General features: G+C 39.3%; 25 protein-coding genes. 16 read left to right on the top strand and 9 right to left on the bottom strand.

What is annotated here, in order from left to right:
- The first annotated feature begins 67 nt into the window (after window positions 1–67).
- Window positions 68–1525: a sodium:solute symporter family transporter gene (locus EHO65_RS13075; protein WP_135774964.1), complete on the top strand. Its 1458-nt coding sequence runs from the start codon at window positions 68–70 to the stop codon at window positions 1523–1525.
- Here the strand turns inward: EHO65_RS13075 and EHO65_RS13070 are convergent.
- The 5 genes from EHO65_RS13070 to EHO65_RS13050 all read right to left on the bottom strand — a co-directional run bounded on the left by EHO65_RS13070 (window position 1500) and on the right by EHO65_RS13050 (window position 7172).
- Window positions 1500–2315, bottom strand: coding sequence for an alpha/beta fold hydrolase (locus EHO65_RS13070; protein ID WP_135774962.1), 816 nt, complete (start codon window positions 2313–2315; stop codon window positions 1500–1502). The genes EHO65_RS13075 and EHO65_RS13070 overlap by 26 nt on opposite strands.
- Window positions 2300–3289, bottom strand: coding sequence for an SH3 domain-containing protein (locus EHO65_RS13065; protein ID WP_135774960.1), 990 nt, complete (start codon window positions 3287–3289; stop codon window positions 2300–2302). Before EHO65_RS13065 ends, EHO65_RS13070 begins: the two co-directional genes overlap by 16 nt.
- Window positions 3290–3293: 4 nt before the next feature.
- On the bottom strand, window positions 3294–4511 hold the full coding sequence (locus EHO65_RS13060; protein WP_135774958.1) for a pyridoxal phosphate-dependent aminotransferase: 1218 nt from the start codon (window positions 4509–4511) through the stop codon (window positions 3294–3296).
- Window positions 4512–4528: 17 nt separating this feature from the next.
- On the bottom strand, window positions 4529–6223 hold the full coding sequence (locus EHO65_RS13055; RefSeq protein ID WP_135650802.1) for a DNA repair helicase XPB: 1695 nt from the start codon (window positions 6221–6223) through the stop codon (window positions 4529–4531).
- 76 nt (window positions 6224–6299) lie between these two features.
- Complete coding sequence (locus EHO65_RS13050) at window positions 6300–7172, bottom strand: aldose epimerase family protein (RefSeq protein ID WP_135774957.1); 873 nt, start codon at window positions 7170–7172, stop codon at window positions 6300–6302.
- Window positions 7173–7341: 169 nt separating this feature from the next.
- Between EHO65_RS13050 and sppA the strand changes: the two genes are divergently transcribed.
- From sppA to EHO65_RS13020, 6 genes are all read left to right on the top strand, one after another.
- Window positions 7342–8337, top strand: a complete 996-nt coding sequence (sppA, locus tag EHO65_RS13045) for a signal peptide peptidase SppA (RefSeq protein ID WP_135774955.1) — start codon at window positions 7342–7344, stop codon at window positions 8335–8337.
- Between the two features lie 23 nt (window positions 8338–8360).
- The gene (locus EHO65_RS13040) at window positions 8361–9779 is read left to right on the top strand and encodes an MBOAT family O-acyltransferase (protein WP_135774953.1); all 1419 of its coding nucleotides are present in this window, start codon (window positions 8361–8363) and stop codon (window positions 9777–9779) included.
- A gap of 133 nt (window positions 9780–9912) precedes the next feature.
- A complete protein-coding gene (locus EHO65_RS13035) occupies window positions 9913–10530 on the top strand; it encodes a hypothetical protein (protein ID WP_135774951.1) in 618 nt (205 codons plus the stop codon).
- Window positions 10527–11507, top strand: a complete 981-nt coding sequence (locus tag EHO65_RS13030) for a PP2C family protein-serine/threonine phosphatase (protein ID WP_135774949.1) — start codon at window positions 10527–10529, stop codon at window positions 11505–11507. Before EHO65_RS13035 ends, EHO65_RS13030 begins: the two co-directional genes overlap by 4 nt.
- 50 nt (window positions 11508–11557) lie before the next feature.
- The gene (locus tag EHO65_RS13025; RefSeq protein ID WP_135774947.1) at window positions 11558–11845 is read left to right on the top strand and encodes a hypothetical protein; all 288 of its coding nucleotides are present in this window, start codon (window positions 11558–11560) and stop codon (window positions 11843–11845) included.
- A gap of 16 nt (window positions 11846–11861) precedes the next feature.
- Complete coding sequence (locus tag EHO65_RS13020; protein WP_135774945.1) at window positions 11862–13154, top strand: hypothetical protein; 1293 nt, start codon at window positions 11862–11864, stop codon at window positions 13152–13154.
- Here EHO65_RS13020 and glpK read toward each other — a convergent pair whose 3' ends face one another.
- Window positions 13155–14648: a glycerol kinase GlpK gene (gene glpK, locus EHO65_RS13015; RefSeq protein WP_135774943.1), complete on the bottom strand. Its 1494-nt coding sequence runs from the start codon at window positions 14646–14648 to the stop codon at window positions 13155–13157.
- 31 nt (window positions 14649–14679) lie between these two features.
- Window positions 14680–15636: an MBL fold metallo-hydrolase gene (locus tag EHO65_RS13010; protein WP_086448855.1), complete on the bottom strand. Its 957-nt coding sequence runs from the start codon at window positions 15634–15636 to the stop codon at window positions 14680–14682.
- Window positions 15637–15911: 275 nt separating this feature from the next.
- On the opposite strand from EHO65_RS13010, the gene EHO65_RS13005 reads away from it, so the two are divergent.
- The 9 genes from EHO65_RS13005 (at window position 15912) to EHO65_RS12965 (ending at window position 21524) form a co-directional block, all read left to right on the top strand.
- A complete protein-coding gene (locus EHO65_RS13005; RefSeq protein WP_135774941.1) occupies window positions 15912–16226 on the top strand; it encodes an STAS domain-containing protein in 315 nt (104 codons plus the stop codon).
- 27 nt (window positions 16227–16253) lie between these two features.
- Window positions 16254–17069 carry a hydroxyacylglutathione hydrolase family protein gene (locus EHO65_RS13000; RefSeq protein WP_135774939.1) on the top strand — a complete coding sequence of 272 codons (816 nt, stop codon included), beginning with the start codon at window positions 16254–16256 and terminating at the stop codon, window positions 17067–17069.
- A gap of 166 nt (window positions 17070–17235) precedes the next feature.
- Window positions 17236–18615, top strand: a complete 1380-nt coding sequence (locus tag EHO65_RS12995) for a dihydrolipoyl dehydrogenase (protein WP_135774937.1) — start codon at window positions 17236–17238, stop codon at window positions 18613–18615.
- Between the two features lie 62 nt (window positions 18616–18677).
- Complete coding sequence (locus tag EHO65_RS12990; RefSeq protein WP_135774935.1) at window positions 18678–19595, top strand: ABC transporter ATP-binding protein; 918 nt, start codon at window positions 18678–18680, stop codon at window positions 19593–19595.
- Window positions 19592–20365, top strand: coding sequence for an ABC transporter permease (locus tag EHO65_RS12985; protein ID WP_135774933.1), 774 nt, complete (start codon window positions 19592–19594; stop codon window positions 20363–20365). The genes EHO65_RS12990 and EHO65_RS12985 overlap by 4 nt, the downstream gene beginning before the upstream one ends.
- A gap of 1 nt (window position 20366) precedes the next feature.
- On the top strand, window positions 20367–20639 hold the full coding sequence (locus EHO65_RS12980; protein ID WP_135774931.1) for a BolA family protein: 273 nt from the start codon (window positions 20367–20369) through the stop codon (window positions 20637–20639).
- A 65-nt stretch (window positions 20640–20704) separates the two neighbouring features.
- Window positions 20705–20929, top strand: a complete 225-nt coding sequence (locus EHO65_RS12975; protein WP_135613465.1) for a BolA/IbaG family iron-sulfur metabolism protein — start codon at window positions 20705–20707, stop codon at window positions 20927–20929.
- Window positions 20930–20950: 21 nt separating this feature from the next.
- Window positions 20951–21262: a Grx4 family monothiol glutaredoxin gene (gene grxD / locus EHO65_RS12970; protein WP_135774929.1), complete on the top strand. Its 312-nt coding sequence runs from the start codon at window positions 20951–20953 to the stop codon at window positions 21260–21262.
- A gap of 4 nt (window positions 21263–21266) precedes the next feature.
- Window positions 21267–21524, top strand: coding sequence for a glutathione S-transferase N-terminal domain-containing protein (locus EHO65_RS12965; protein WP_208744089.1), 258 nt, complete (start codon window positions 21267–21269; stop codon window positions 21522–21524).
- Here EHO65_RS12965 and gshAB read toward each other — a convergent pair.
- Complete coding sequence (gene gshAB, locus EHO65_RS12960; protein ID WP_167482035.1) at window positions 21507–22547, bottom strand: bifunctional glutamate--cysteine ligase GshA/glutathione synthetase GshB; 1041 nt, start codon at window positions 22545–22547, stop codon at window positions 21507–21509. The genes EHO65_RS12965 and gshAB overlap by 18 nt on opposite strands.
- Window positions 22535–24076 carry a glutamate--cysteine ligase gene (gshA, locus tag EHO65_RS12955; RefSeq protein WP_135774923.1) on the bottom strand — a complete coding sequence of 514 codons (1542 nt, stop codon included), beginning with the start codon at window positions 24074–24076 and terminating at the stop codon, window positions 22535–22537. Before gshA ends, gshAB begins: the two co-directional genes overlap by 13 nt.
- Between the last annotated feature and the right edge of the window lie 24 nt (window positions 24077–24100).

Genomic DNA, 24100 nt, shown 5'->3' with positions numbered 1-24100 from the left:
TTTGCTTTTCTAAAATAGAAAGAATTCTGATTTGCGCTTAACTTCACGAAAGAAAGAATGCTCGCGTATGCATTTTGCTTGGTCCGATGCTCTTGTTTTATTTTTCTATTTTGGGATCGTTTTGTATTCCGGTTATAAATCCGGACGTAATAGTTCAGAATCCAAGGAATTCTTCTTAGCGAACAGATCTCTTTCCTGGGTTCCACTTTCACTTTCCATTGTAGCGACGGAAACCTCTGCATTGACCTTCCTTTCCGTTCCGGGAATTGCATATTCAGGAAATTTCACATTCTTGCAAGTGGTGTTCGGATACATTTTAGGAAGAACAGTAGTTGCTTTATTTCTGATCCCGCTCACCTACCATCATAATTTTCTTTCCGTGTACGAATGGGTAGGAACTAGATTCGGAAGAAAATCCCAAAAAACGATGTCGGGTTTGTTTTCGGTAACTAGAGTCTTGGGAGATGGAGTCAGGCTTTATGCGTCCACACTGCCAGTGGCAATGTTATTGGAGTTAGGACTTCCTAAAATTCTACCCTATTCGTTTACCCAATATTCGATCGGAGTTTGGACCTTAGCAATAGTTACCTTGATCACTGTTTTATATACGATGCAAGGTGGATTCAGATCCGTTGTCTGGGTGGATACATTACAATATTTTGTATATGTATTCGGTGGAGTATTCGCATTAGTTTTACTTTACCAAGCAAGTTCGGAACCGCTAACAATCCTAACTTCTGCCTGGGAAGGAAACAAACTGAAAGTCCTAGAATGGGAAAACGCTTCCGCGACTTATTTTATGCCTTGGGCAGTTCTTGGAGGGGCATTACTCAGTTTAGGAACTCACGGTGCAGACCAAATGTTTATCCAAAGATCTCTTGCTGCCAGAAACGTAAAAGACGCCCAAAAAGCGATGATCAGTTCGGGAATTGCAGTTTTCTTTCAAATGATTTTGTTCTTAGCAATTGGGACTTTCTTGTTCTATAAATTTAACGGACAGACAATTGCACAAGACAAAGTATTTTCTAAATTTCTAATAGAAGAAGTTCCAGCACCGTTTTTAGGACTTTTACTCTCAGGAATATTGGCATCTACAATGTCTACATTATCCAGTTCTATAAACTCTTTATCATTAACTGCGAAAGCAGATTTCGGTTGGAATTTAGGAGGGCAAAAACTTTCTTCTGTATTCTTCGGGATTTTACTTTTCCTTAGCTCCTTCTTCTTTTTTTCCCTTCCCGAAACTTATACGAAAGGTCTCTTGGAATTAGGATTAAAGATTTCTTCTTTTACAGTTGGCTCAATGGTAGCCGTCTTCTTAACAGAGGTGATCCCATTCTTAAGAAAAAGGATTATTGTTTCCGATCTGGGTTTAGCCTTAGCGCTCGCAGGTTCTATCTTAATAACGGGGATTTCGGGAACTGTGAAGAACTTCAATTTTACGGTTCTCGTTCCTCTTGGAATGATCTTATTCTGGACTTTTGCCCTAATCTTAGGATTTATTTTTCCGAGCCGGAAACGATAAAATCCATAAAGGTAGTTAAGATCTTACGAAATTCATCTGCTTTGGTAAAATGGATATAATGATCTCCACCTGGAATAGTTTCAAATTTAGAGTTCGGGAAGTATTCTAAACATACAATCTTATCGCTTGTATGAAAATATTCAGAATTTCCTCCAATGATAAATATTGTATTCCCAGAATATTGTTTATCTGCCCCGGAAAATTCTGCCTGGAACATATTTTTGGAATTAGAGATCGCATCCACATTCAATTTCCAGCGATATCGTCCTGATTCCGTTCTATCCAAATTCATGAGTAAAAAGTTCCGGATAAACGGATTATCAACGAACTTTGAAGTAGCCGAATCTATCTCTTGTCTGTTCTTAAAATTGGAAAGATCCGTTCTTAAAACTGTAAGCTCCCCTTCGTATTTGAATTCATAGTCTCTGGGAGCGATATCCTGGATGATCAGATCTTCTACCTTTTCAGGATACCTAAGTGCGAATGTCATTGCGACGAGTCCACCCATAGAATGTCCGAGTAGAATGACTTTCTCAAGTCCATGATCTTCTATAAATTCTTTTACATCTTCTGCCATTAAACTAAGGGAATGTTCCGGAGAATGTGGAGAATCTCCATGGTTTCTAAGATCCAAACTATATACTTTGGAATAAGAGCTTAAAAAATCGGAAACACTTACCCAGTTTTTGGAAGAACCGAATAGTCCATGTAATATTAAGATAGGAGTAGTAAGAGTTGCAGTTTCTTTAGCGGGATATTCTTTAAAGAAAAGTTTCACTTCTTTAAACATTCCTCTTCTATCACTTTCAGTTTAGAATAGAACTTCTTTCCGTATCTGGAAGGAAGTTCCTGTACTTTATTTCTGAAATTTTTGAGCCCTGATTCTTTAGGAAGTTTGGTATCACAAACCAAAGTCTCTCTATCTTTAGAAAAATGAAGTAGTCGTTTCTCTAAATGAGAAGAGAAGATAGGAGCATAATTGCCGTTCGGTTGCAGAAGCAGATATTTTAATCTGCGGTTTTCTTCGTCTTGCAAAACACAAATTGGATCTCTTCCACATCTGATCTCAGGCGTGTATTTTACTGCTAAGTATGCGGCAAAGTCTCCCGGTTTAGAATTTGGATAGGCTTCGGCTACTTTCCAAAAAGTTTCGGGTCTGACTTTTAGTTTAGAACCTTCCGGAGCATTGGACAATGTATCTGTCCAATTTCCTGTTTTGGAATATACTCCAAGCTCAGTCGGATTATTCTTTAAAAGGTCTTCTAACTTTTGTCTGGATTTGGATCTGTATTCAGGTGATTGTAAAACTTCTGAGTATCTTTGTAAGACTACTAACCTACGTATCTTCAGGAACAAATACTCGTTTCCTTGGAAGATAGGACCTTCTTCTATTTTTGTTAGATAGGTAAAAACGGATTCTAACTCATTCGGCCCAGAATCTTGGTATAGAAGCTTTTCGATAGCCTTTGTGATTACAGGATAACTTCCCTTACTTCCCATTCTAAATAAAGAACGAGAATCCACCCAACCAGTGAGTCCGTCTTTGTCCGTGAGTAATTGGAATTTGGAATCTGCTTCTTTTTGGTTTTCTGCAGATAGGATTTCTCCAAAGGAAAGTTTACGTAATACTTCCGATTTTTTTTCCGGGAACAGATAGAGTTCCGTCCCCGGATCCAAAACGATGTACTGTTTTCTGCCTTGCGCAGAAATGGAGAATGTACAGGTCGCGATCAGTATCAGATATACTAACCGACGTACATACATTCTTTTAACGGGAGAAATCCTTTACCATTTCGGAGATCCTTGCGACACCTTTTTTGATATCTTCTTCTCCCATCGCATAAGATAGGCGAAGTGCATTATCATCTCCGAATGCAATCCCTGGAACCGCGGCTACTTTATACTTATCCAGAAGATGAGCACAGAATAATTTACTCTTGCTTGTCTCTGAACTTGCAGCTTGCAATTTTTTGAAACCGTCAGTTTCGTAAGCTCCAGTCAGGTAAGGGAATACATAGAATGCACCTTGAGGAACATTCACTTCCACACCTGGGATCTCATTTAGAAGTCCTACGATCAGGTCCCTTCTCTTTTGGAATGCTTTAGCCATTTCAGCTACACATGCCTGATCTCCATTCAATGCAGCTTCTGCAGCAGCTTGGGAAATAGAAGAAGGATTGGAAGTAGACTGACTTTGGATCGTATCCATGTTCTGGATAATATGCAAAGGCCCGGCACCATAACCGATCCTCCAACCTGTCATGGAATATGCCTTGGACACACCATTCGCAACGAATGTAAGCTCTTTTAATTCAGGAGAAAGCATTGCCAGATTCGAAAATTGGAATCCGTCAAAAACGATACTCTCATAGATATCGTCGCTTAAAACCATAACCTTATGTTTTAAGATCACTTCTCCGATCGCTTCCAATTCCTTTCTGGAATATGCGGAACCTGTCGGGTTAGATGGAGAGTTCAGAACCACTACCTTTGTTTTAGGTGTGATCGCTTTCTCTAATTGTGTCGGAGAAATTCTGAAATTGTCTGCTTTGCTAGTAGGAACAATAACTGCCTTACCTTCTGCCAGACGTACTATATCCGCATAACTTACCCAATAAGGAGCCGGGATCACAACCTCGTCTCCAGGATTTAAAGTAGCTAAGAAGAAATTATAGATAACCTGCTTTCCGCCTGTTCCTACAATGATCTGGTTTCTGGAATATTCCAGTCCATTATCTCTTTTGAATTTAGTGATGATTGCGTCTCGTAATTCCACCGTACCGGAAACGGCAGTGTAACGGGTCATTCCCTTATCGATCGCTTTTTTAGCAGCCTCTTTAATATGGGCCGGTGTTTCGAAATCAGGTTCTCCTGCTCCGAAACTTACGATGTCTTCGCCTTTCTTTTTTAGTTCTGCCGCCTTAGCGCTGATTGCTAGGGTGGGTGAAGGCTCGATTACATCTAGCCTCCTTGCGTTCCATTCCATTTAGACCTCTCTTTTTATTATGCTCCGACTTTTTCTTCGAGGGATTCTCTGAATTGGTCAAGAGTGTATATTTCGTATTCGTAACCTTGTTCTGTAAGGAAAAGTTGTCTGTTCTGACCGAATCTTTCTTCGTTCGTATCTCTCGAAATCAAAGAATAGAAAACCGCAGTGTTATCCTCACCTTTCGGTCTTAGGATCCGGCCCAAACGTTGTGCCTCTTCCTGACGAGAACCAAAGGTTCCGGAAACCTGGATTGCGATATTCGCATCCGGTAAGTCGATAGAGAAGTTCGCAACCTTACTCACAACTAGCGACTTGATCCTTCCCGATCTGAACGCATCGTACAATTCCTGTCTTTCTCCCAAAGGAGTTTTTCCTGTAATCAAAGGAATTTTGAAGGTTTTGGAAATCTCTTCCAACTGATTGATGTACTGTCCGATCACAAGTAGATGAGATTCTGAGTGTTTTTTCATGATCATTCCGATCGCTTTCAACTTCTCAGGATTTTCAGACGCTAAGCGGAACTTCTCTCTATCGTCTGCAATAGAATATCTCATACGAAGATCGTCTTCCATAGAAACACGGATCTCTTTACATTTTGCTTCCGCGATCCAGGATTTGCTTTCCAGCTCTTTCCAAGGTACATCATACTTTTTAGGTCCGATGAGGCTGAATACGTCTTCTTCCAATCCGTCTTCTCGGACGAGAGTTGCAGTGAGCCCCAATCTTCTTTTTGCCTGTAATTCGGAAGTCATTCTGAATACTGGAGCAGGAAGTAAGTGAACCTCGTCATAAACGATAAGTCCCCAGTTATTCGCACTGAATAGATGGAAGTGGGTGAAATCCCCTCCCTTCTTCTTTCTATGTGTGAGAATATTATAAGTTGCGATTGTGATCGGTTTGATCTCCTTCACTTCTCCGGAGTATTCCCCGATATCCGATTCAGGAATATCGGTTTTGTCTAAAATTTCGTTTTTCCACTGACGGATAGAAAGTGTGTTCGTGACGAGGATCAGAGTTTCTGCTCCCACGATCTGCATCACACCTATACCTACGATGGTCTTACCAGCACCGCAGGGAAGAACCACCACTCCGGATCCACCTTCGTTCCCACCACCGGCATGGAATACTTCCACGGAGGCTCTTTGGTAATCTCTCATTCCGAACTTTCTACCGGACTTGGTAGTAGGTCTTAGATTGAATCCGTATTTGTTTCCTTCGTCGTAACCTGCAAGGTCCTCAACAGGGAAACCGATCTTGATCAGAGCTTGTTTAATATGGCCTCTGAATTCTTTTTTGATATAGATCTTTTCATTCTCAGTCTTTTCTATATAAGGCTGGACCGCTCTATGATTTGAGATCTCTTGTAAAAATCCTTTTTCATTGGAGATGATACAAAGATCCCCATTCTCTTCCTTGACTAGTTTTACTTTTCCGTATCTTCCGATCTGTTCTTTGATCTCGTTGACTACGTTTTTCGGAACCGAGTATCTAGAATATTTTTCCAAACATTCTACGATCTCGTCTGCACTCATCTTGATAGATGCAGCATTCCACAAGGAAAGAGGAGAAATTCTATAAGTGTGTAGATATTCGGGACTTTTTTCTAATTCCGCGAATTTGGATACGACTAACTGGCAGGCTTCGAATTCAGGATTGTCCACCTCTAAAAGCATAGTCTTATCACTTTGAACGATTAACGGTTTACTCACGGCGTGGAATCTCCCCTAAAACTTAGACTGAAAATGACCCCTTCCTTGTCAAGAAGAAAGCGATTATAAGGCCGAATCATAACGATCTCACCAAAATCCTGAATTCTCCGAAGGTTTCGGAGTGACCTTTCAGCTCTTTCAGATCCAGTCCTGACAAAAGCGCGTTGCCTGGAGAGCTGCAAGGTTCGACTGCGATCGCGGATCGATCCGGTTTTGTATAAATTTGATAATAATTTAATGGAATCTGTCCTTCTTCCGGCGGAGGACTTAAGACTGTGATAGAATATTTTTTGGTCCCATTTTCCAAAACTACTCTAGGTTCTTTTCCGTAGAACAAATGGTCCAGACTTGGGATCTTCTCTCCTTCCAAAACGGAAGAAATCGGATTGGAAATAACTGGTTGGATCGGAACTAGAGTTTCTCCCAGCTCCAAATTTTTATCCAAGTGAAGATGAAGTTTCCATTCTTCATTATTTTTTCCTAAATTTAGATAAGGATGATAACCGTACGCAAATCTGATAGAATCAGATCTAAGATTATTAAATCTAGTCTTCACACTTAGAAGAGTCCCTGAAGAAGTCTCTTCGATTGAATATTCTTCCCGAATTGCAATTCCTGAAAGAGGAGAATCCTTCCATTCTTCTGGAAAGTTCAATCTGAACTCTGCACCCTTTTGGTTATTCTTTAGTTTTAAAAGTTTTCTCTCTAGAGAATGCACAAGGCCATGGACCGGAAACTGATTGGAATCTCGGATCATTTCCTTAACATTCCACTCTTTTCCGTTTAGGATGAATTCTGTAGAAGCATGGCGATTCACCCAAGGGAACATGAGAAAATTACCGGATTCGAATATACTTAGGTTTTTGTCATAAGGTAGAATGATCGGAAAACTTTCCCTAGTAATTGGATGAGTCCAGTCCCAAGAAAACCATTGGGTCCCGTCGGTCAAAAAACTAGAGTTCTCCGTCCGAAATTCATACATTGCGGGAAGGAGGTTGGGAAAACTAGCTGAGAGGGAAAGTAAAAAACGGATCTGAGACTTTTTTTTGGCCGCCAAACTGAAAGGAAAGGAATTGAAGCGATACCCAGGGCTCCCAGAATGGGCAGGAGGCTTGCAGATGAAATTCCTTTTCCACAAATCCATTCTATTTGTATTAGGAATCTTGTTTTTAAGCCAATGTTTGTTTCTTTCTTTTCCGAACCAAACTTCTCCTATCCCTAAAGAAAAACTAGTCACTGGTTCTTCTACAGAAAGCCCTGATAAAATATTACTTATCCCGATCGAAGGAGAGATCTCCGGACAAAAATCCTCTGGAGGACTTTTAGGCGGAGAAAAGGACAGCATAGTCAGCAGAGTTAAAACCTATTTGTCCATGGCAGCTGCGGATCCTGCGATTAAAGGTGTGATCTTAAAAATAGATTCTCCCGGCGGTTCGGTTACTGCGAGCGATCTAATCCATCACGAAATTTTAGAATTCAAAAAGAAGAAGAACGTGCCGGTCCTTTCTCTATTCATGGATACTGCGGCTTCAGGTGCATATTATCTGAGTATGGCAACAGACCATATCCAGGCTCATCCTACAACGATCACGGGCTCCATTGGAGTTCTTAGGTTCGGGATCAACGTAAAAGAAGCCTTAGACAAGTTAGGGATCAAGAGTAGTACAATTCGTTCCGGTCCAAACAAGGCCACAGGAAACCCTGTAGAAGAATTTACTCCGGAACAAAAGAAAGTTTTCCAAGATATCATCATGGAAAATTACGAAAGGTTTTTAAGTATTATCAAAAAAGGAAGACCTAAGTTAAAAGAATCCGAACTTAGAAAGTTAGCGGATGGAAGAATTTACTCTGCAAACCAAGCGTTGGAAACTGGACTTATCGATTCTATCGGTTATTTCGAAGATGCAGTCGTACAAATGACTAAACTTCCAGGATATAAGGCTTCCTCTGCACTTAATCCAAAGATCGTATTCTATTCTTATAAGGGCCCGCAACCAGAGAACTTCTACCAGATAGACAGTAATACAGGAATCGGTCCTTCTATATTAGAATCTTTGCTTCCCTTCCGGATCTCTCCGGATCATAAATTGCATTATCTATTTTCACCCGAATAAGGTTTTTATAAAATAATTCTAAAATGCTTTTTAATTCCCTACCCTATCTAGCTTTATTTTCGCTTACTTTCTTATTGTATTGGAGCCTTCCTCAAAAAGGAAGAAAACCTTTACTTTTAGTTTCTTCTCTTCTTTTCTATTTTTATTCTGGCGCTGCGTTCTCTATTCACTTCTTACTCGTGATTGCAGTGAACTTCTTCTTTTCTCTTAAACTTTGGGAGAATAAAAGAGAAGGTAAATCCACTTCTAAACTTCTAATTGGGATTATAGTTCTCAATTTTATTAACCTAGCATTTTTTAAATATTTCTATTTTTTCCTGGATTCACTGGACTTCTTCACAGGTTCTTTGCAATTTTCCGAATTCGGAAAAGGGATCCATATTCCATTACCACTTGCCATCAGCTTTTATACATTCCAGCTGATCGCTTTGCAGGTGGATATTCATAGGGACCATGTTCCGGAAAGGATCTCTTCCTTAGATTATTTCTTATTCATTCTATTCTTCCCTCAATTGATCGCAGGACCGATCATGAGAACGACTGACTTCCTTCCTAAACTGGATAAACCTGCAATTGATTTCAATCGAGTTCAATGGGGAATTTTTCTAATTCTTTCCGGTTTATTTAAGAAGGTAGTGATCGCAGACAATATTTCCGGGATCATCTCTGGGATTTATCAGCATCCAGGGGAATATAATTTTCTCAGTTTATATATAACAACATTGGGATTTATCTGCCAGGTCTATTGTGATTTCAGCGGATATACTGATATGGCAAGAGGTTCTGCGTATCTACTTGGTTATGAGATCCCGGAGAACTTCAGAGGACCTTTCCTTTCTCCAAGTTTCAGAGAGTTCTGGGGACGTTGGCATGTTACCTTATCCACTTGGCTTAGAGACTATCTATATATTCCTTTAGGTGGAAGCAGAGGTGGATTCTGGAGAACCCAAGCAAATTCAATGATCACAATGACCTTAGGTGGCCTATGGCATGGAGCAAACTTCGGTTATGTGCTTTGGGGAGCTTATTTAGGTTTGATCTTGGGAGTAGAGAGATTCTTCTCACCTGGTGATCCTAAAAAAGAACAGGAACCAAGAGGCTGGAAACGTTTCTGGAAAATAGCACTTATCGTTCATTTATTTGCTATCTCAGGTATCTTCTTCAGAACCGCTGCTGCGGGTAAAAATTCACTTAGTTTGGCTTGGGAATATTTTACAGGTTTCTTAAATATAGTCGGTGGCAAGGCACTTGTGCGCTGGGAAGAGTTGGCTGCATTCATTCTATTTACCTTTCTGTGGAATGCGGTTCAATATTACCCAAGCATCCGAGAAAAGATTCAAATCCGATTCCGCTGGTTATTGCCTTCCTTCTCCATCATCATACTTTTATTAATGGGTATATTCGGGGACGGAGGCGGAGAATTTATATACTTCCAATTTTAAACGAATCGCCCATATTATAAGCCGGACTATTCCAATATTTCCGGTTTGCCTTTCTTTGGCCTAAAGCGGAATTTGGAAGAGTAAGCGAGAATTAAAAATCGCGAATAATGTGTTTCTTTTCTCTAGATTTCCTATGAAAGATAGACTTACAGTTTTGAGAATACTTGTACTTCTTTCACTTTTCACGGGATGTTTTCCTCCTTCTTGGATCCGGGAACTTCCCGAAAGACCTGAGTCTTCCAGCGATATAACTCTAAAGGGAATTTATAGTAAAAAGCTTCCTCCCTTCTCTCCTTTCACATCAGTCACTTATAGGGAAAATCAATCTGAAAGATTGGAGTTTTCTCATTCAGAAAAATCTTTCCAAAAGTACTACTTGAGGGAGATCGAAGAAAGAGGAGAAATCCGTCGAATCCAAATAGAAGGAATCGGAAAATATGAGTCTCGAGGAAATTGGCTGCTTTTAATTACTCAAAAAATCAAAAAAGAAGAATCCGTTTGGAAAGACGGAAAACAAATCTCGGGTCCTAAAATAAATTTCCTGGAAACTTCTCATAAACTATTGTATCATTACGATCCTTCTAACGATTCCTTAATTCCTATGATCTATGAATCAGGATACAGAGAAAAACCTTTCGGAGTTGTGGAAGGAACAAATACTCCTTATGCGGAAGACGAATTATTTAAGATCGCTCGCAGGAATTATTCCAAGAAGGAATATCAAGGCCATGCCTATTTCAAGGTAAGATGAGAAGTTCCACTACGATCAAACAGTATATGAAAGATGCCTGGCCGGTTTTGATCGTGCTAAATCTTTCCATTCTAGGAACTTTAGGAATAGGACTTAAATTTTATACTCCCCCTGTTAGAGTTCCGATCGTTCTACTTTTAGTATGTTGTTTTACTTTATTTATTAATTTTTCTGCATTCGTTTTGTTTTTAACTGAGAAGGTCCTACCCCGGGAACAAGAGTTTGGTAAAATAATCAAACGTTTCCGCAGAGGAGATAGTAGAATGCAAAACTACGTTCTTCCTCTGGACTATGTAGATGAAAATTATGAGATCCGTGGAAGATGTATTACCTATAATCCGATCGGCGGAGACTTCTATAATTTTCTAAAAGACAAAGATGGAAATTATTGGATGGGGATCGGAGACACTTCTGGTCATGGGTATGTGGCAGGATTATTCAGTCTTATGATCATGAACCAAATGAGTCATCTGGTCCATAAATTTGAAACTCCTCATGAGATCATAGACCAGATGTTGGAACATTTGGAAGAAAGAACCAACACTTATCCTCATATCCACAGAAGTCTGTATGCTACTTTTCTTTTGATGAGAGCGGACAATAAGGGCAATTTTTTACACTCAGGAATTCATCCAAGCCTTGTTTTATACAAAAGTAAAGAAGACAAAACTTACGTTGTAAGCACCGACGGAAAATTCCTTTCCACAGTGATGAATTCGCCCCTTAAAAAACCAAAACATTCTCAAAGTTTCAAAATGGATAAGGACGATATTCTATTCTGTTTTACGGATGGTCTATTCGAACAAAAGAACAGAAGTATTGGCGGATACTACGGCGAAAATTTATATAAATTTCTGGAAACCGCTCCTAAAAAGAATATCAGAAAACTAATGGATGATCTATTTTCTGACGTCGTGAAACATACAGGCGGAAGAATACAAGACGATATGAGTCTTATAGTGATCAGAAAATTTTAAGATCCTAATTTACTCTTGAACAAAGAGAAATAATCGGCGAATCTGTAAGAATGGACCATGAATATTGGGTCGTACGGCTTTCAGGAATCCTACTCTGGAATGAGAGAGATATTCGTAAAATTTTGCGGGTGGTTTCCGATAGCAGTCTTGTCACAGGGTTATCAGAAGAAGAAACGCTGGACTTTCTACAATACGGCTTTGAAGAAGAGTTGGATTCCTTAAAACAAACTTACGACTGGACCCTATTCAAAAAACAACTGGTTTCTAAACTTTCGAAAAGAGAAACAAAAGCTCCAGGTCTTTCCGTTTTACATCCGGATTTAATAGAAGAAGATTAATCTCGCCTAAGTTCCCATGATCTATTTCGAGGGAGAAAATTATCATTTTCTATTTTGTAATCCAGATTCCGTAGCAAGAGTACACTCTAAAATTTCTCCCTTTTATGATTTTCCTATAACGGAAATCGAAGAACTACCTTATTTATATTCCCAGGCTTCAGTCATTCCTAAGTTTTTATATGAATTAGAATACGATCGAAAAATCACTCCAAGTTCTGCAATCAAAACCCCGCCTTATTTAAAATTAGTAAATGGTTTGCTGTACTCTGAAGATTCAAAATTCCCAAAAGAATCCGATGAGATCTTCGAAGATGCACGATATCCGATTCGCTCCAATCCATATCGAGTCTTAGGAACGCAAGCGGCGGGATCTACAGCACCAATTATAATCGTCCGAGAAAATCTCCAAACCCAAATTGGGAGTATTCAAACTGGAAGTTTTATACTCTATAGAATGTTCCGAAAAAGAATGTTCTCTACCAAATATCTTTCCCTAAGAGATATAATGAATCCAGAATTAAATGAAGATGAAGTGATCAAAAAAATCGAAGAACTCTATTTTGACCCAGAAAGTAAAACTTATTTATTTCGTTTAGTAAAGATCTTATATGCAGGAACTCCCGCAGAAGAACAAGGATTAGTCTCTCATCTATTCACATATGAGATAGAATTCGCAAAATTTCTTAGGGATCATATCTTTTCCATCGAGATACTCCCTCTAATACATGGTCCATTCCTAAATTCTATTTTGAACAAATTCGATGAAAGGATGTTAAAATTTTCAGTTCCAAAACTTTCTCCTCCTGTCCGAAGAATGGTGGAGAAGAATGTTTCCAAAAACAAATGGAAACAGATCTTAGACGGTCCTAGTAAAAAACCGGAACCGGGAGAATCATTTCCTGAAATCGTGGAAAAGGAGATCTTCAGACGTTTTTCCAGAAGGATCTATTATGAAGAAGGAACCTTCCCGGTATATAAAACATCTGTAGAAGAGGAAACTTCTAAGACGGAAATCGAATTCGAAGGAATTCAGAGCGAAAAGTTCAATCTGAACAGATCTTCTAACGAGATTGAACTCTATGCGATTACGAAGGATAAAATCCTTCTCCGTATTCTAAAATATATGGAAATTATTAGAATGGATATTTATCTTTCTAAAAAAGAAAGAGATCAGTACGAGTTTTTTAAAATTTCTGCGGGTTCTATTTTAGAAATTCCTAAGTATGATCAGGCAAAACTGATCGTGGGAGCAGGCATCAATTCGGAAAGAAAACCCTTGGAATTTAGCCTGCTCTCTTTTTCTTACTGATTAGGATTCGGAAGTAAGAATCCTTTTTACTGAATTCTTCCAGACTCGGATCTCTTTTTCTCTTAAGCTGGAACTTAGTTTAGGAGAAAACTCCTTATTAGTTTTCTGGTTCTTCTTCAGATCGTTTACGGAAGAATAAAAACCTCTTTCCAATCCTGCAAGGTATGCCGCCCCCAAAACAGTTGTATCTAAGTTAGAAGGTCTCACGATCTTTTTCCCTAGAATATCTGCCTGGTATTGCATAAGCCAATTATTAGCGGTAGCTCCCCCATCCACTTTTAGGACTTTCAGCTTGGAGCCAGTATCATTCTCCATAGCTTCTACTAGTTCATAAGATTGTAATGCGATTGATTTTAATGCTGCTCTGGTAATCTGCTCTTGGGTAGTATCTCTGGTTAGCCCTAAGATAGCTCCCCTTGCATTCATATCCCAATAAGGCGCACCTAATCCTGAAAATGCAGGAACGAATACTACCTCATCGTCCTTGGTTACGGAAGAAGCCATCTTTTCGGAAAGTTTAGATTCCTTAAAGAATCTGAGATTATCTCTGAGGTACTGGATTACTGCTCCACCTATGAAGATAGAACCTTCCAGGCAATAGACTGTTTTTCCTTCCGGTCCGCAGGCAAGAGTTGTGATCAGATTATTTTTAGAAATTTGTAATTTATTTCCAGTATTGAATAATAAGAAACATCCGGTTCCGTATGTGTTTTTTGCCTCTCCAGGTTCGGTACATAATTGTCCGAAAAGAGCTCCCTGTTGGTCTCCCACTAAAGAGGAGATCGGGATCCCATCCGGTAGCCCCTTCACTCCTTCTGTTCGTCCGAATAGGCTACTGGAGTTATGAGTTTCAGGAAGGATTGCTTCCGGTATTTGTAATATCTTTAATAGTTCCTTATCCCATTCTTTCTTTTCTATATTAAAGATAAGAGTTCTACTCGCGTTTGTATGGTCCGTTTTATGTGATTTTCCAGCAGTCAAACGATATAGAAGATATGTATCTATAGTCCCAAAAAGAACCTTACCTTTTTCTGCTTTTGCTCTAACACCTTTAACATTGTCCAAGATCCATCTGATCTTGGTACCGCTAAAATAAGCATCAACTACTAGGCCGGTTTTTCTTCTGAATATTGGTTCTAAACCTTCTTTCTTTAATCCGGAACAGAAGTCGGAGGTCCTACGGCATTGCCATACGATCGCATTATAAACAGGAGCGCCTGTATCTTTATCGAATAATACTGTGGTTTCTCTTTGGTTGGTGATCCCTATTGCTACCGCTTTTTCAGGTTTTAACTTTCCATTGCGGATCGCTTTTAAGATAAGCTTTTCAGTTTTTGCCCAGATCTCTTCAGGATCATGTTCTACCCAACCTGGTTTAGGAAAATGTTGTTTAAATTCGGAATATGCGCTTGAGATCACTGTCCCGGATTTACTAAAACAAAAAGTACGTATACCTGTGGTGCCGGCATCTATTCCGATGATGTATTCACTCATTCGATTACTCCCTGATCGATTGAATTAAAGATTAAATTTGGATTTCCAGACCTTCTCTTGCCATGATGATCTCTAATTGGTTGTCCGGATCAAACATTTCTTTGTATTTAATCGCACGCAGATAAACTGCATCCAATTTTTCGTCATCATAAGAAGGATCATGGTGAAACATTACTAATTTTTTAACATTTGCTCTTAGAGCAATGTCCGTCGCCATGGAAGCAGTACTATGCCCCCAATCGATTTTTTGTAAGGACTCTTCGAAAGTATATTGTGTATCGAATACTAGAACATCAGCTCCTCTAAAATAGTTCAGATAGTCTTCTATATTCTCCATTTCATCCAAATTGAATTCCGCATCTGAAGCAAAGATAAGAGCCTTACCATCTTCTTCAAACCTATAGGAAAAACTTCCACCTGGATGGCGGACTGCTTTTGAAATCGAAGTTATAGAATCCGTAACTCTGAATGCCCTACCTTCCGGAACATGACGGAAAATTTTCTCCGCTTGGAAACCATCAAAGGGAACTGGGAAATGAGTGAAGGTATGCTGGTATCTTAATCTTTCTTCTAGATTTTCAACAGAACTTACAAATTCGAATTTATTGCCCGGAGTATACAAAGGAACGAAGAACGGGATCCCTTGGATATGGTCCCAATGGGTATGGGTGAATATCCAAACGGCCTTTCCTTTTCCAGAAGCATAACCTTCGTGTAAAATCGAGTTCCCCAGTTCTCTGAGTCCTGTACCACCGTCTATGATAACAAGTTTATCTTCTTTATCTCGGATCTCTATACAGGTCGTATTTCCACCGTAGGTGCTCCAGTTGGATAGTGCCAAGGAGTCTAAAAAATCCTCGATCGCCTCCGGACTTTGGAGGTCGGAAGGAGATGCCAAGCTTAGTATCCTAAGAATTTTAGATCGAATCAGGTCGCCCTGAACGGGGGAAGAAATGGAGCCCCGCACTCCCCAGAATTTGATCCGCATACAGTTTTAAATATCGTCCGAATTCTTAAGTTTCGGTACAAAATCGAGCACTCAGTTTTACTGAATCAGTAGTTTTTGCGAGCGATTTCTTATTTTATTTGAAATAGATTTAGATCAGTTTTCGTTCTAAAAAAGAGTTTACCTCTTCTTTGCCACAAATTAGTCTATTGGCTCGGGTTCCCTCCCGGTTTGGAAATTAATTCTGAGATTTCTTCAGAGATCCGTTGTTTTCTTAGCCCGAGGATAGTCAGAGAAATAGAGATCGGAGCCACGCATTGGAAGGTTTTCAAACAGACGTATCCCTAGAAGAAGGGTCTTGTATAGTCAAGATCCAAGGGAATGTAAGCCTAAAGAACGCATTTGCGTTAAAAGAACTCATCATTCGCCAGTTTGACGAGGGGCATAAAGATATCATCCTAGACTTCGAAGGGGATGTATATTTAGATTCTTCCGGGATCGGTGCCATTTTCAATACCCAAAAGTACGTCACAGAAAGACATGGTCATCTGAAACTCAGAAACCTAAGTAGAGACGTGATGACTATTTTAAGGATCGCGAATCTAGACAAACATCTGGACATTATCCAATAAACCAGTCCCCCAACTTGTCTTAAATCTATGCTGGAAATCCTTAGGATCTACACGGACAGCCCTCTTCGAAATTTTACGTACTTAGTCAGAGAACCGAATTCCCAAAAAACACTTTCTATTGATCCGTATGATCCGGACCAGATCTCCCAAGTTTTGGAGAAGAAGTCCTGGGACCTGGACTATATTCTAAATACTCACGAACATAATGATCATACCTGCGGAAACGATGGTCTTGTTTCCAAATATAAAGCCAAGGTTCTGGCCCATCCTGCAGGATTCGGAAAAATTCCTCATGCCTCTCATTCTCTAGAAGATGGAGAAAAAATTTTAGAAAGTCCGGACGGAAATTCCTATCTTAAAGTAATGTATACACCTGGTCATACATTCGCACATGTTTGCCTTTTGCAGATAGAAAATGGCTCTCCTTATGCAGTGTTCACTGGAGACACCATCTTTAATTCAGGTGTGGGAAATTGCACCCGAGGTGGAGATCCTAAAACTCTGTATCGGACCGTTCTGAAAGAATTCCAAAATCTTCCTGGAAACGTTAGATTATACCCTGGACATGATTATCTCAAAAACAATCTGAAATTCAGTCTTTCTATAGATCCTAAAAATGAAGCTGCTTCCAAAGCGTTATTGAAGGCAGAAGGTATGAAGGAAGACCAAGAATTTTGGACCACAAACTTCTCGGAAGAAAGGACATTCAATCCATTCTTCCTGGTATTTGACCCAAAAGAAAATCTAGTTTCCGGCATTCGAAACAAAATGCAAAATCAGTCCTTGGCTTCGGATCCAGAAACCTTGTTTATAGCTCTAAGATCCCTTCGAGATAAATGGTAGAAGATATCCTATCTTATCCGCATTTATTTTCCCGAAATCAGTACAAACAATATCTAATATTTTGTGAGTAAGAGAGAATTCTGGTAAATTTTGAGATTTATCTGAGGTTCTTTCCAAAAGAATTCTTTTCGTTTAGAAGTATCCTATTCTCCATTGAATTAACCGCATGAAAAAGTATGATATTCTCGTAATAGGCTCCGGAGGAGGAACTAAACTAGTCACACCTCCTTCTAAACTTGGTTATAAGGTAGCGATTTTAGAAAAAGATCGTTTGGGAGGGACCTGTTTGAATAGGGGTTGTATCCCTTCCAAGATGCTCATCCATCCTGCGGAAATTTTAGCCCAGGCAAAAGACGCTTCTAAATTTCAATTGGGAATCCCTGGGCCATTCACAGTGGATTTTAAAACTTTGGTGGATAGAGTTTCAGCCACAGTAGATGCGGACTCTGATAGTATTATCCCGGCTTACGAAAAAAACCCGAATATAGATTTTTATCCTCATGAAGGCAGATTCGTAGAGAATAAGATAGTAAAAGTAAACGATGAACTACTCACTGCGGATCGTATCTTTATTGCTGCAGGATGTAGACCTTCTATCCCAGATATTCCTGGTCTTGCAGGAACTCCTTATATGACTAGCAGAGAAGCGCTCAGAAGAACTGAACTTCCTAAAAGGCTTTTGGTAATCGGAGGAGGTTATATCGGTTTGGAACTTGGATTTGCTTATTCTGCATTCGGTTCTAAAACCACTTTTATCGTTCGTAATAGAATGATCTCACATGAAGATAAAGATATTATAGATGGTTTCGAAAAGGCTTTTTCAAAAAGAGAAGATGTTCGTTTAGGAACAGAAGTGAAGAAGGTAGAGTATAAGGATGGAATTTTCCGTTTAGAGTGTAAAAATTCTAAGGAAACTTATATATTAGAAGGAGATGCCTTGCTCGTAGCCACTGGCATCAAACCGAATACAGATTGGTTGGACCTCCAACATACGAGCATCCAAACGGATGAAAAAGGTTATATCAAAACGAACGAATACTTCGAAACAACTGCGGACGGTGTATATGCTTTGGGAGATATTATTGGAAGGTATTTCTTCAGACATTCGGTAAACTTTGAGGGGGAATTTCTATTTAACTCCTTATATGTAGACAAACATAGGACACCGGTCGAATATCCTCCAGTTCCCCATTCCGTATTCACACATCCTCAAGTAGCAGCTGTGGGCAAAACAGAACAACAATTGAAGGAAGAAGGGACCGAGTATATCTCCGTACTTCATCCATATTCCGGAAGTGCCACAGGAATGGCTAGACTATCCGAAGACCAATTCGTCAAAATATTAGTAAGTCCTAAAACTAGAAAAGTCCTAGGGGCTCATATACTGGGTGAAGAAGCTTCCAACCTGATCCATCTTTTTATACTCTTGATGACCATGGGTGGGACTCTAGATGACTTGCTAAAGATGATTTATGTTCATCCCGCTTTGCCTGAAATCGCGAGAAACGCTGCCAGGAAAGCAAGAGAAATCTTAAGCTCTTCCTAAAGCCAAAAGATTGTCGAAACAGGGCTTGTTCAAAATCATAGAATTGGAGCGGTTTTTCGCGAATGAACAAAGCCTTAGAGATAAAAAATTTGGTGAAGACCTATGCCGGAGGGGTGCAGGCCTTAAAAGGAATTGATCTGACTGTGGACGAAGGGGACTTTTTTGCCCTTTTAGGTCCAAACGGTGCGGGGAAGTCCACTACGATCGGTATCTTAAGTTCCTTAGTAAATAAAACTTCAGGAGAAGTGAAAATTTACGGAGCGGATATAGACACGGAACTCACATTAGCAAAATCTTATATTGGTGTAGTTCCCCAAGAATTCAATTTTAATATTTTCGAAAGAGTCGAACAAATAGTCGCCAATCAGGGCGGATATTACGGCCTCGCGAGAAAAGTAGCCGTAGAAAGGACTCATAATTATTTAAGCCAACTAGGACTTTACGAAAAAAGAAAGGAAGGTGCAGGAAGGCTTTCCGGTGGGATGAAAAGAAGGCTGATGATCGCAAGAGCCCTCGTCCATAATCCAAAAGTTCTGATCTTGGATGAACCGACTGCCGGAGTGGATATAGAATTTAGAAGATCTCTCTGGGATTTTTTAGTTAAACTAAACGAATCCGGGATCACAATCATTCTTACCACACATTACCTGGAAGAGGCAGAGAATCTTTGTAAAAAGATAGCAATCATCGATCAAGGAAAGATCGTAGAGAACACTTCCATGAAGGAACTTCTTGTAAAATTGGATTCACAAACATTTGTATTGGATCTAAAACAACCGGTTTCTTCTACAATCGACCTAAATGGTTTTCATTTGAATAAGGTGGATGATCTAACATTGGAAGTGGATATAGGTAAGAATAATTCATTAAACGAATTATTTCGACTTTTAGATAAAAGTGGGATCCAAATATCAAGTATGAGAAACAAATCCAATAGATTGGAGGAATTATTCTTGAAACTAGTGGAGAAAAAACTATGAACTTCGAAGAAAAATTTAACGCATTCTCCACAATCGTCCGGAAAGAAACAGTTCGTATCCTAAGGATATGGATCCAAACATTAATTCCACCAGGCATTACGATTTCATTATACTTTCTGATCTTTGGAAAATTAGTGGGATCTCAGATCGGAGATGTGGGTGGTCATACCTATATCCAGTTTATAGTCCCTGGACTTGTAATGATGTCGGTGATACTGAATGCCTATAACAATGTAGTATCTTCTTTTTTTGGAGCAAAATTCGGAAAGAATATAGAAGAACTATTAGTTTCCCCTACTCCTGCTTATTTAATCGTTCTTGGATATTCCATTGGTGGAGTGATCCGAGGAGTTTTAGTAGGATTTATAGTAACACTGGTATCACTATTCTTCACTGAAATAAAATTATACGATACAGGAATCGTAATTATCACAGTAGCACTTTCCGCCTTAATGTTCTCCATGGGTGGATTTTTAAATGCACTCTATGCCAAAAAATTCGATGACGTTACGATCATTCCTACGTTCATACTAACACCTCTCACCTACTTGGGTGGAATATTCTATTCTATCAAAATGCTTCCAGATGCTTGGCAAATCGTTTCTAAATTCAACCCTATTCTCTATATGGTAAATGCTTTCCGTTACGGATTTTTAGGAGTAAGTGATATTGATCCATTAGAGGCGATCGGCCTTTTGGTGGTAGGTACAATTTTTCTATATTCCCTCTCCGTATTTTTACTTAGCCGCGGTTACGGAACTAGGACCTAATATGCAAGATATGTTTATCGAAATGGAAAGACTTTTGAGAAACGGACTCTCTCCAGCCGAATTAAAAATAGAGGACTTTTCAGAACAACATGCAGGCCATTCAGGAAATCCTAGTCATAAAAAAAGAGGGACTCATATCCGGATCTTTATCTCAAGCCCTGAGTTCCAAGGAAAGTCACTTTTGGAACAACATAGATCCGTTTACCAGATTATGGATCCATTCCTAAAAGAATGGGGCGTCCATGCTATAGAATTAAAGACATCTATCCCTTAGAAAAAAGATTGTCCCAGAAGAGATTCTAAAAAGTGCTGATACAATAAGAGTCTAAGATATAACAGATGACTGTCCAAGAAATTCAGGAAAAAATCCAAGCCGGACTTCCGGGCTCGGAAGTAGAGATACAAGATCCGTACAATGACGGAGTACATATCAAAGCGATCGTAAAATTTTCCGGATTTGCCGGAAAATCCATCGTGGAACAACACAGAATGGTGTACGCCACATTAAAGGATGAGCTGAAGGCAGAAGTCCATGCTCTAGGACTTGAAACCAAGGTATCATAATTTATTATAGGAACAAGTATCATGGAAAAAGAATTACAAGATAAGATTGAAGAACTAATTGCTTCTAAAAAAATATTTCTGTTTATGAAGGGAACTCCTGATGCTCCAATGTGCGGTTTTTCTGCAGGAGTGACCAATGTTCTCAGAAGTCTGGGTGCAGATTATAATTCATTTAATGTTCTTTCCGACATGTCGGTCAGAGAAGGGATCAAAGAATTTGCAAACTGGCCAACTATTCCTCAGTTATACATTGACGGGGAATTTATCGGTGGTCATGACATAGTTGTAGAAATGGCAAGAAGCGGAGAACTTCAAAAAAAGATCGGCACTTAATATGATGAAACTCTTCCAATACGATACCTGCCCTTATTGCGCTTTCGTTCGTGGCCATTTTTCAGAAATGGGTCTGAAAGAAGGTAAGGACTACGAATTGGTAGAGGCCAGTAGAGGAACCCCAGGTAGAGATGAAGTCCTACGTTTAGGAGGACTTTCTCAGGTTCCTTTTCTGGTAGATGGTGATATCAAAATGTATGAGTCCAGAGACATTGTGGACTATGTAAAAAGTAAGATGCAAAAATTAGGAATTGTAACCTAATACATCCAAGATTTTTTCTCCTACCTTTCTATTCTTTCCCGAATAGGGATAATTATGAATATATAATACAGGGTTGAAGTTCAATTCTAAGATCCTGTAATCTCCTTCCGATTCCAGATCTTTTACTATAATATCAACTCCACAAATCTTCGCTTCTACGACTTTCGCAGCTTGTACAGCTAATTTTTTATAAGAAGAATGTGCAATATCAGTCACATCTACAGAATCTCCGCCTGTGCTGATATTGGAGTTTTTACGAATAAAAATAATTTCCCCTAGGCTCGGGACCGATTCGGGACTTCTACCCGATTCTTTCAAAACATTTAGCTCAGTATCATCTAAGCGGATCTTTTCTAGAGGAGTTACATGCCCCACTCCTCTTCTTGGATCTGAATTTTTTTCTTCGATCAGTTCACGGATGGTCTTTTTGCCGTCACCTGTTACATTCGCAGGAATACGATTGCATACTGCGACACATTCATCACCTATCACTAAGAATCGATATTCATTGCCTTCTGCAAATTCCTCAACAATGGCAGTTTCCGAAAATCCAAGTGCAATTTCCAGGGCCTTCTTCTTTTCTTCAATGGAAGAAGAAGGAGGAAGAATACTAATCCCAATACCGAAATTGGTAGTAACAGGTTTCACTACCATCTTTCTATCCGAGTTTTTATTTAAAAATTCTAGTCCAGAATTTAAATCTGAAACTGCCGTTCCTTTTGGAACCAGTATATTCGATTCTTCTAAAATACGCTTAGTAACTGTCTTGTTTTCCATCACAAGGAAAGTCATATAAGAATCCAGTTCCGTTTTGGAGGCTTCTTTTACGAGCCTGGTGATTCCCTGGCCATTTAGGCGAATAAAATGACTGGGACGATCTAAAACTTCCACCTCTAATCCGCGGTTAAGAGCGTCTCGGATCACGATTTGAGTGGAAATTTCCAGATCCTCGAACCCTTTTAGGATAAATTCGTTCGGATCTAGTTTTTGTCCCGGTTCCAGTTTATATTTCAATGGTTGCAGATCCTTGCAGTAGGATTCTTTTTTACTTTTTCTGATTCTTCTATTTTGACTTTTTCCGCCAAAGACTTTTGGACTTCTTTGGCAAACATAGCGAATTTACCCGGCGTAAGTTCCATCTGTGATTGATTTCTATAATTCTCTTTTGCCAGATGGATGCCTAAATCTCTAAACTCCCAATCTTCAGTCAGGATCCTATCCATTAGTTTTCCGGAAGGAGTACATTTTGGATCATCCCAACGTTTATTCATAATATTTAAAATTTCTTGGTAGAATCTTTTTCCGGTATGACGATCCAATTCTTCTGCAATAGGTAAAAGACTTTGGGTGAATTCTTTTCCGCGAGTTAAGAAATCCTCTTCTCCGCCTTCATCATCCAAAACTTTTAAGCCTGGCTTTCTTCCTTCCCAGATGATACGTTTAGTATTTTCTCTGATCCTAAGTTTCTCTTTTTGGTCTATGGATTTACTTTCTTTTAATAATCCATCTATAAGAACCATCTGTATATAACCGAGGCTTGGTTTATGGATTCCTGTAGGAGATTCAGGTTGAAGGTCCAAACATCGGATCTCTATGTATTGGATTCCCCTACTTTGAAGAGCATCCAATGGCCTTTCATCATTTTTTGGGATCTGTTTAGGTCGGATCGGAGAATAAAATTCGTTCTCTATCTGTAGATAATGATCGTTAAGCTGGTTTGGAATTCCACCATAAGGCTGGTATTTTGGATATGGAGTACTTACTGCATAACACATCCCATCTATATATTCCTTTAAGGAATTATAATTGATAGGAAGTTCATCTTGGACCTTACTTGTATATCCTATCTCACTCATTCTCAAGGAAGTAGCATAAGGAGCATAGTACGTGTGTTCCTTATGTTTTACGAATGGGAAATCGCTCGGTATAGGCAAGAATGTTTCATCGAAAACAGGAGTGGCTCCCGTTAAATATAAAATTTCTGGCACCCTTCTCATGAAGTTGCGAGTGACAGAAAGATATAATTCCGAAACTTCTTCTTTAGTGAATGAATGTATCTCTTTTCCAAAAATTTGTTTTAAGAATAAATTCGAAAAAGAAAAATTATAATGTACTCCGGAGATGGTTTGCATCCTTCTCCCATAACGAAGACCAAGTCCTTTACGATAGACTGTTTTCCATTCTCCAGAAAAAGAATGACCATACTGTCCTAAAGGAATGTCCTTATCATCTTTCGGCAGAATAGGAGGCATACTAAAAGGCCATATCCATTCTTCTTTTAAATGCCTGGAAGTGAATATATGCAAATCTTGTAATTCTCTTACGATCGCTTCGATTCGTGGTCGAGGATTCGTGGCAAATTCGAGTTGAGGTTCCGAAAAATCAGTCTTGATAAAATGGTTCGTAAGACTGGAACCCAATGATTCCGGATGAGGAGTAGTCGCGATTTTTCCGTCGAAAAATATACGCATACTTTCCTTTTCCAAACCGTGTTTTGCTTTTACAGCATGACGTAAATTTGGAAATACCGGAGTTTTGGCGGATCGATTCATTTTATATTCCTATATCTCTTTTTT

The sequence above is a fragment of the Leptospira andrefontaineae genome (assembly GCF_004770105.1).
Lineage (GTDB): Bacteria > Spirochaetota > Leptospiria > Leptospirales > Leptospiraceae > Leptospira_B > Leptospira_B andrefontaineae.
Note: the sequence above shows the minus strand (reverse complement) of the source record. Positions and strands in the feature narration are given on the sequence as shown.

Coding starts and splice junctions, on each gene's coding strand:
- EHO65_RS13075 (WP_135774964.1), top strand. CDS start 68: ATGCATTTTGCTTGGTCCGATGCTCTTGTTTTATTTTTCTATTTTGGG.
- EHO65_RS13070 (WP_135774962.1), bottom strand. CDS start 2,315: ATGTTTAAAGAAGTGAAACTTTTCTTTAAAGAATATCCCGCTAAAGAA.
- EHO65_RS13065 (WP_135774960.1), bottom strand. CDS start 3,289: ATGTATGTACGTCGGTTAGTATATCTGATACTGATCGCGACCTGTACA.
- EHO65_RS13060 (WP_135774958.1), bottom strand. CDS start 4,511: ATGGAATGGAACGCAAGGAGGCTAGATGTAATCGAGCCTTCACCCACC.
- sppA (WP_135774955.1), top strand. CDS start 7,342: ATGAAATTCCTTTTCCACAAATCCATTCTATTTGTATTAGGAATCTTG.
- EHO65_RS13040 (WP_135774953.1), top strand. CDS start 8,361: ATGCTTTTTAATTCCCTACCCTATCTAGCTTTATTTTCGCTTACTTTC.
- EHO65_RS13035 (WP_135774951.1), top strand. CDS start 9,913: ATGAAAGATAGACTTACAGTTTTGAGAATACTTGTACTTCTTTCACTT.
- EHO65_RS13030 (WP_135774949.1), top strand. CDS start 10,527: ATGAGAAGTTCCACTACGATCAAACAGTATATGAAAGATGCCTGGCCG.
- EHO65_RS13025 (WP_135774947.1), top strand. CDS start 11,558: ATGGACCATGAATATTGGGTCGTACGGCTTTCAGGAATCCTACTCTGG.
- EHO65_RS13020 (WP_135774945.1), top strand. CDS start 11,862: ATGATCTATTTCGAGGGAGAAAATTATCATTTTCTATTTTGTAATCCA.
- glpK (WP_135774943.1), bottom strand. CDS start 14,648: ATGAGTGAATACATCATCGGAATAGATGCCGGCACCACAGGTATACGT.
- EHO65_RS13010 (WP_086448855.1), bottom strand. CDS start 15,636: ATGCGGATCAAATTCTGGGGAGTGCGGGGCTCCATTTCTTCCCCCGTT.
- EHO65_RS13000 (WP_135774939.1), top strand. CDS start 16,254: ATGCTGGAAATCCTTAGGATCTACACGGACAGCCCTCTTCGAAATTTT.
- EHO65_RS12995 (WP_135774937.1), top strand. CDS start 17,236: ATGAAAAAGTATGATATTCTCGTAATAGGCTCCGGAGGAGGAACTAAA.
- EHO65_RS12990 (WP_135774935.1), top strand. CDS start 18,678: ATGAACAAAGCCTTAGAGATAAAAAATTTGGTGAAGACCTATGCCGGA.
- EHO65_RS12985 (WP_135774933.1), top strand. CDS start 19,592: ATGAACTTCGAAGAAAAATTTAACGCATTCTCCACAATCGTCCGGAAA.
- EHO65_RS12980 (WP_135774931.1), top strand. CDS start 20,367: ATGCAAGATATGTTTATCGAAATGGAAAGACTTTTGAGAAACGGACTC.
- EHO65_RS12975 (WP_135613465.1), top strand. CDS start 20,705: ATGACTGTCCAAGAAATTCAGGAAAAAATCCAAGCCGGACTTCCGGGC.
- grxD (WP_135774929.1), top strand. CDS start 20,951: ATGGAAAAAGAATTACAAGATAAGATTGAAGAACTAATTGCTTCTAAA.
- EHO65_RS12965 (WP_208744089.1), top strand. CDS start 21,267: ATGAAACTCTTCCAATACGATACCTGCCCTTATTGCGCTTTCGTTCGT.
- gshA (WP_135774923.1), bottom strand. CDS start 24,076: ATGAATCGATCCGCCAAAACTCCGGTATTTCCAAATTTACGTCATGCT.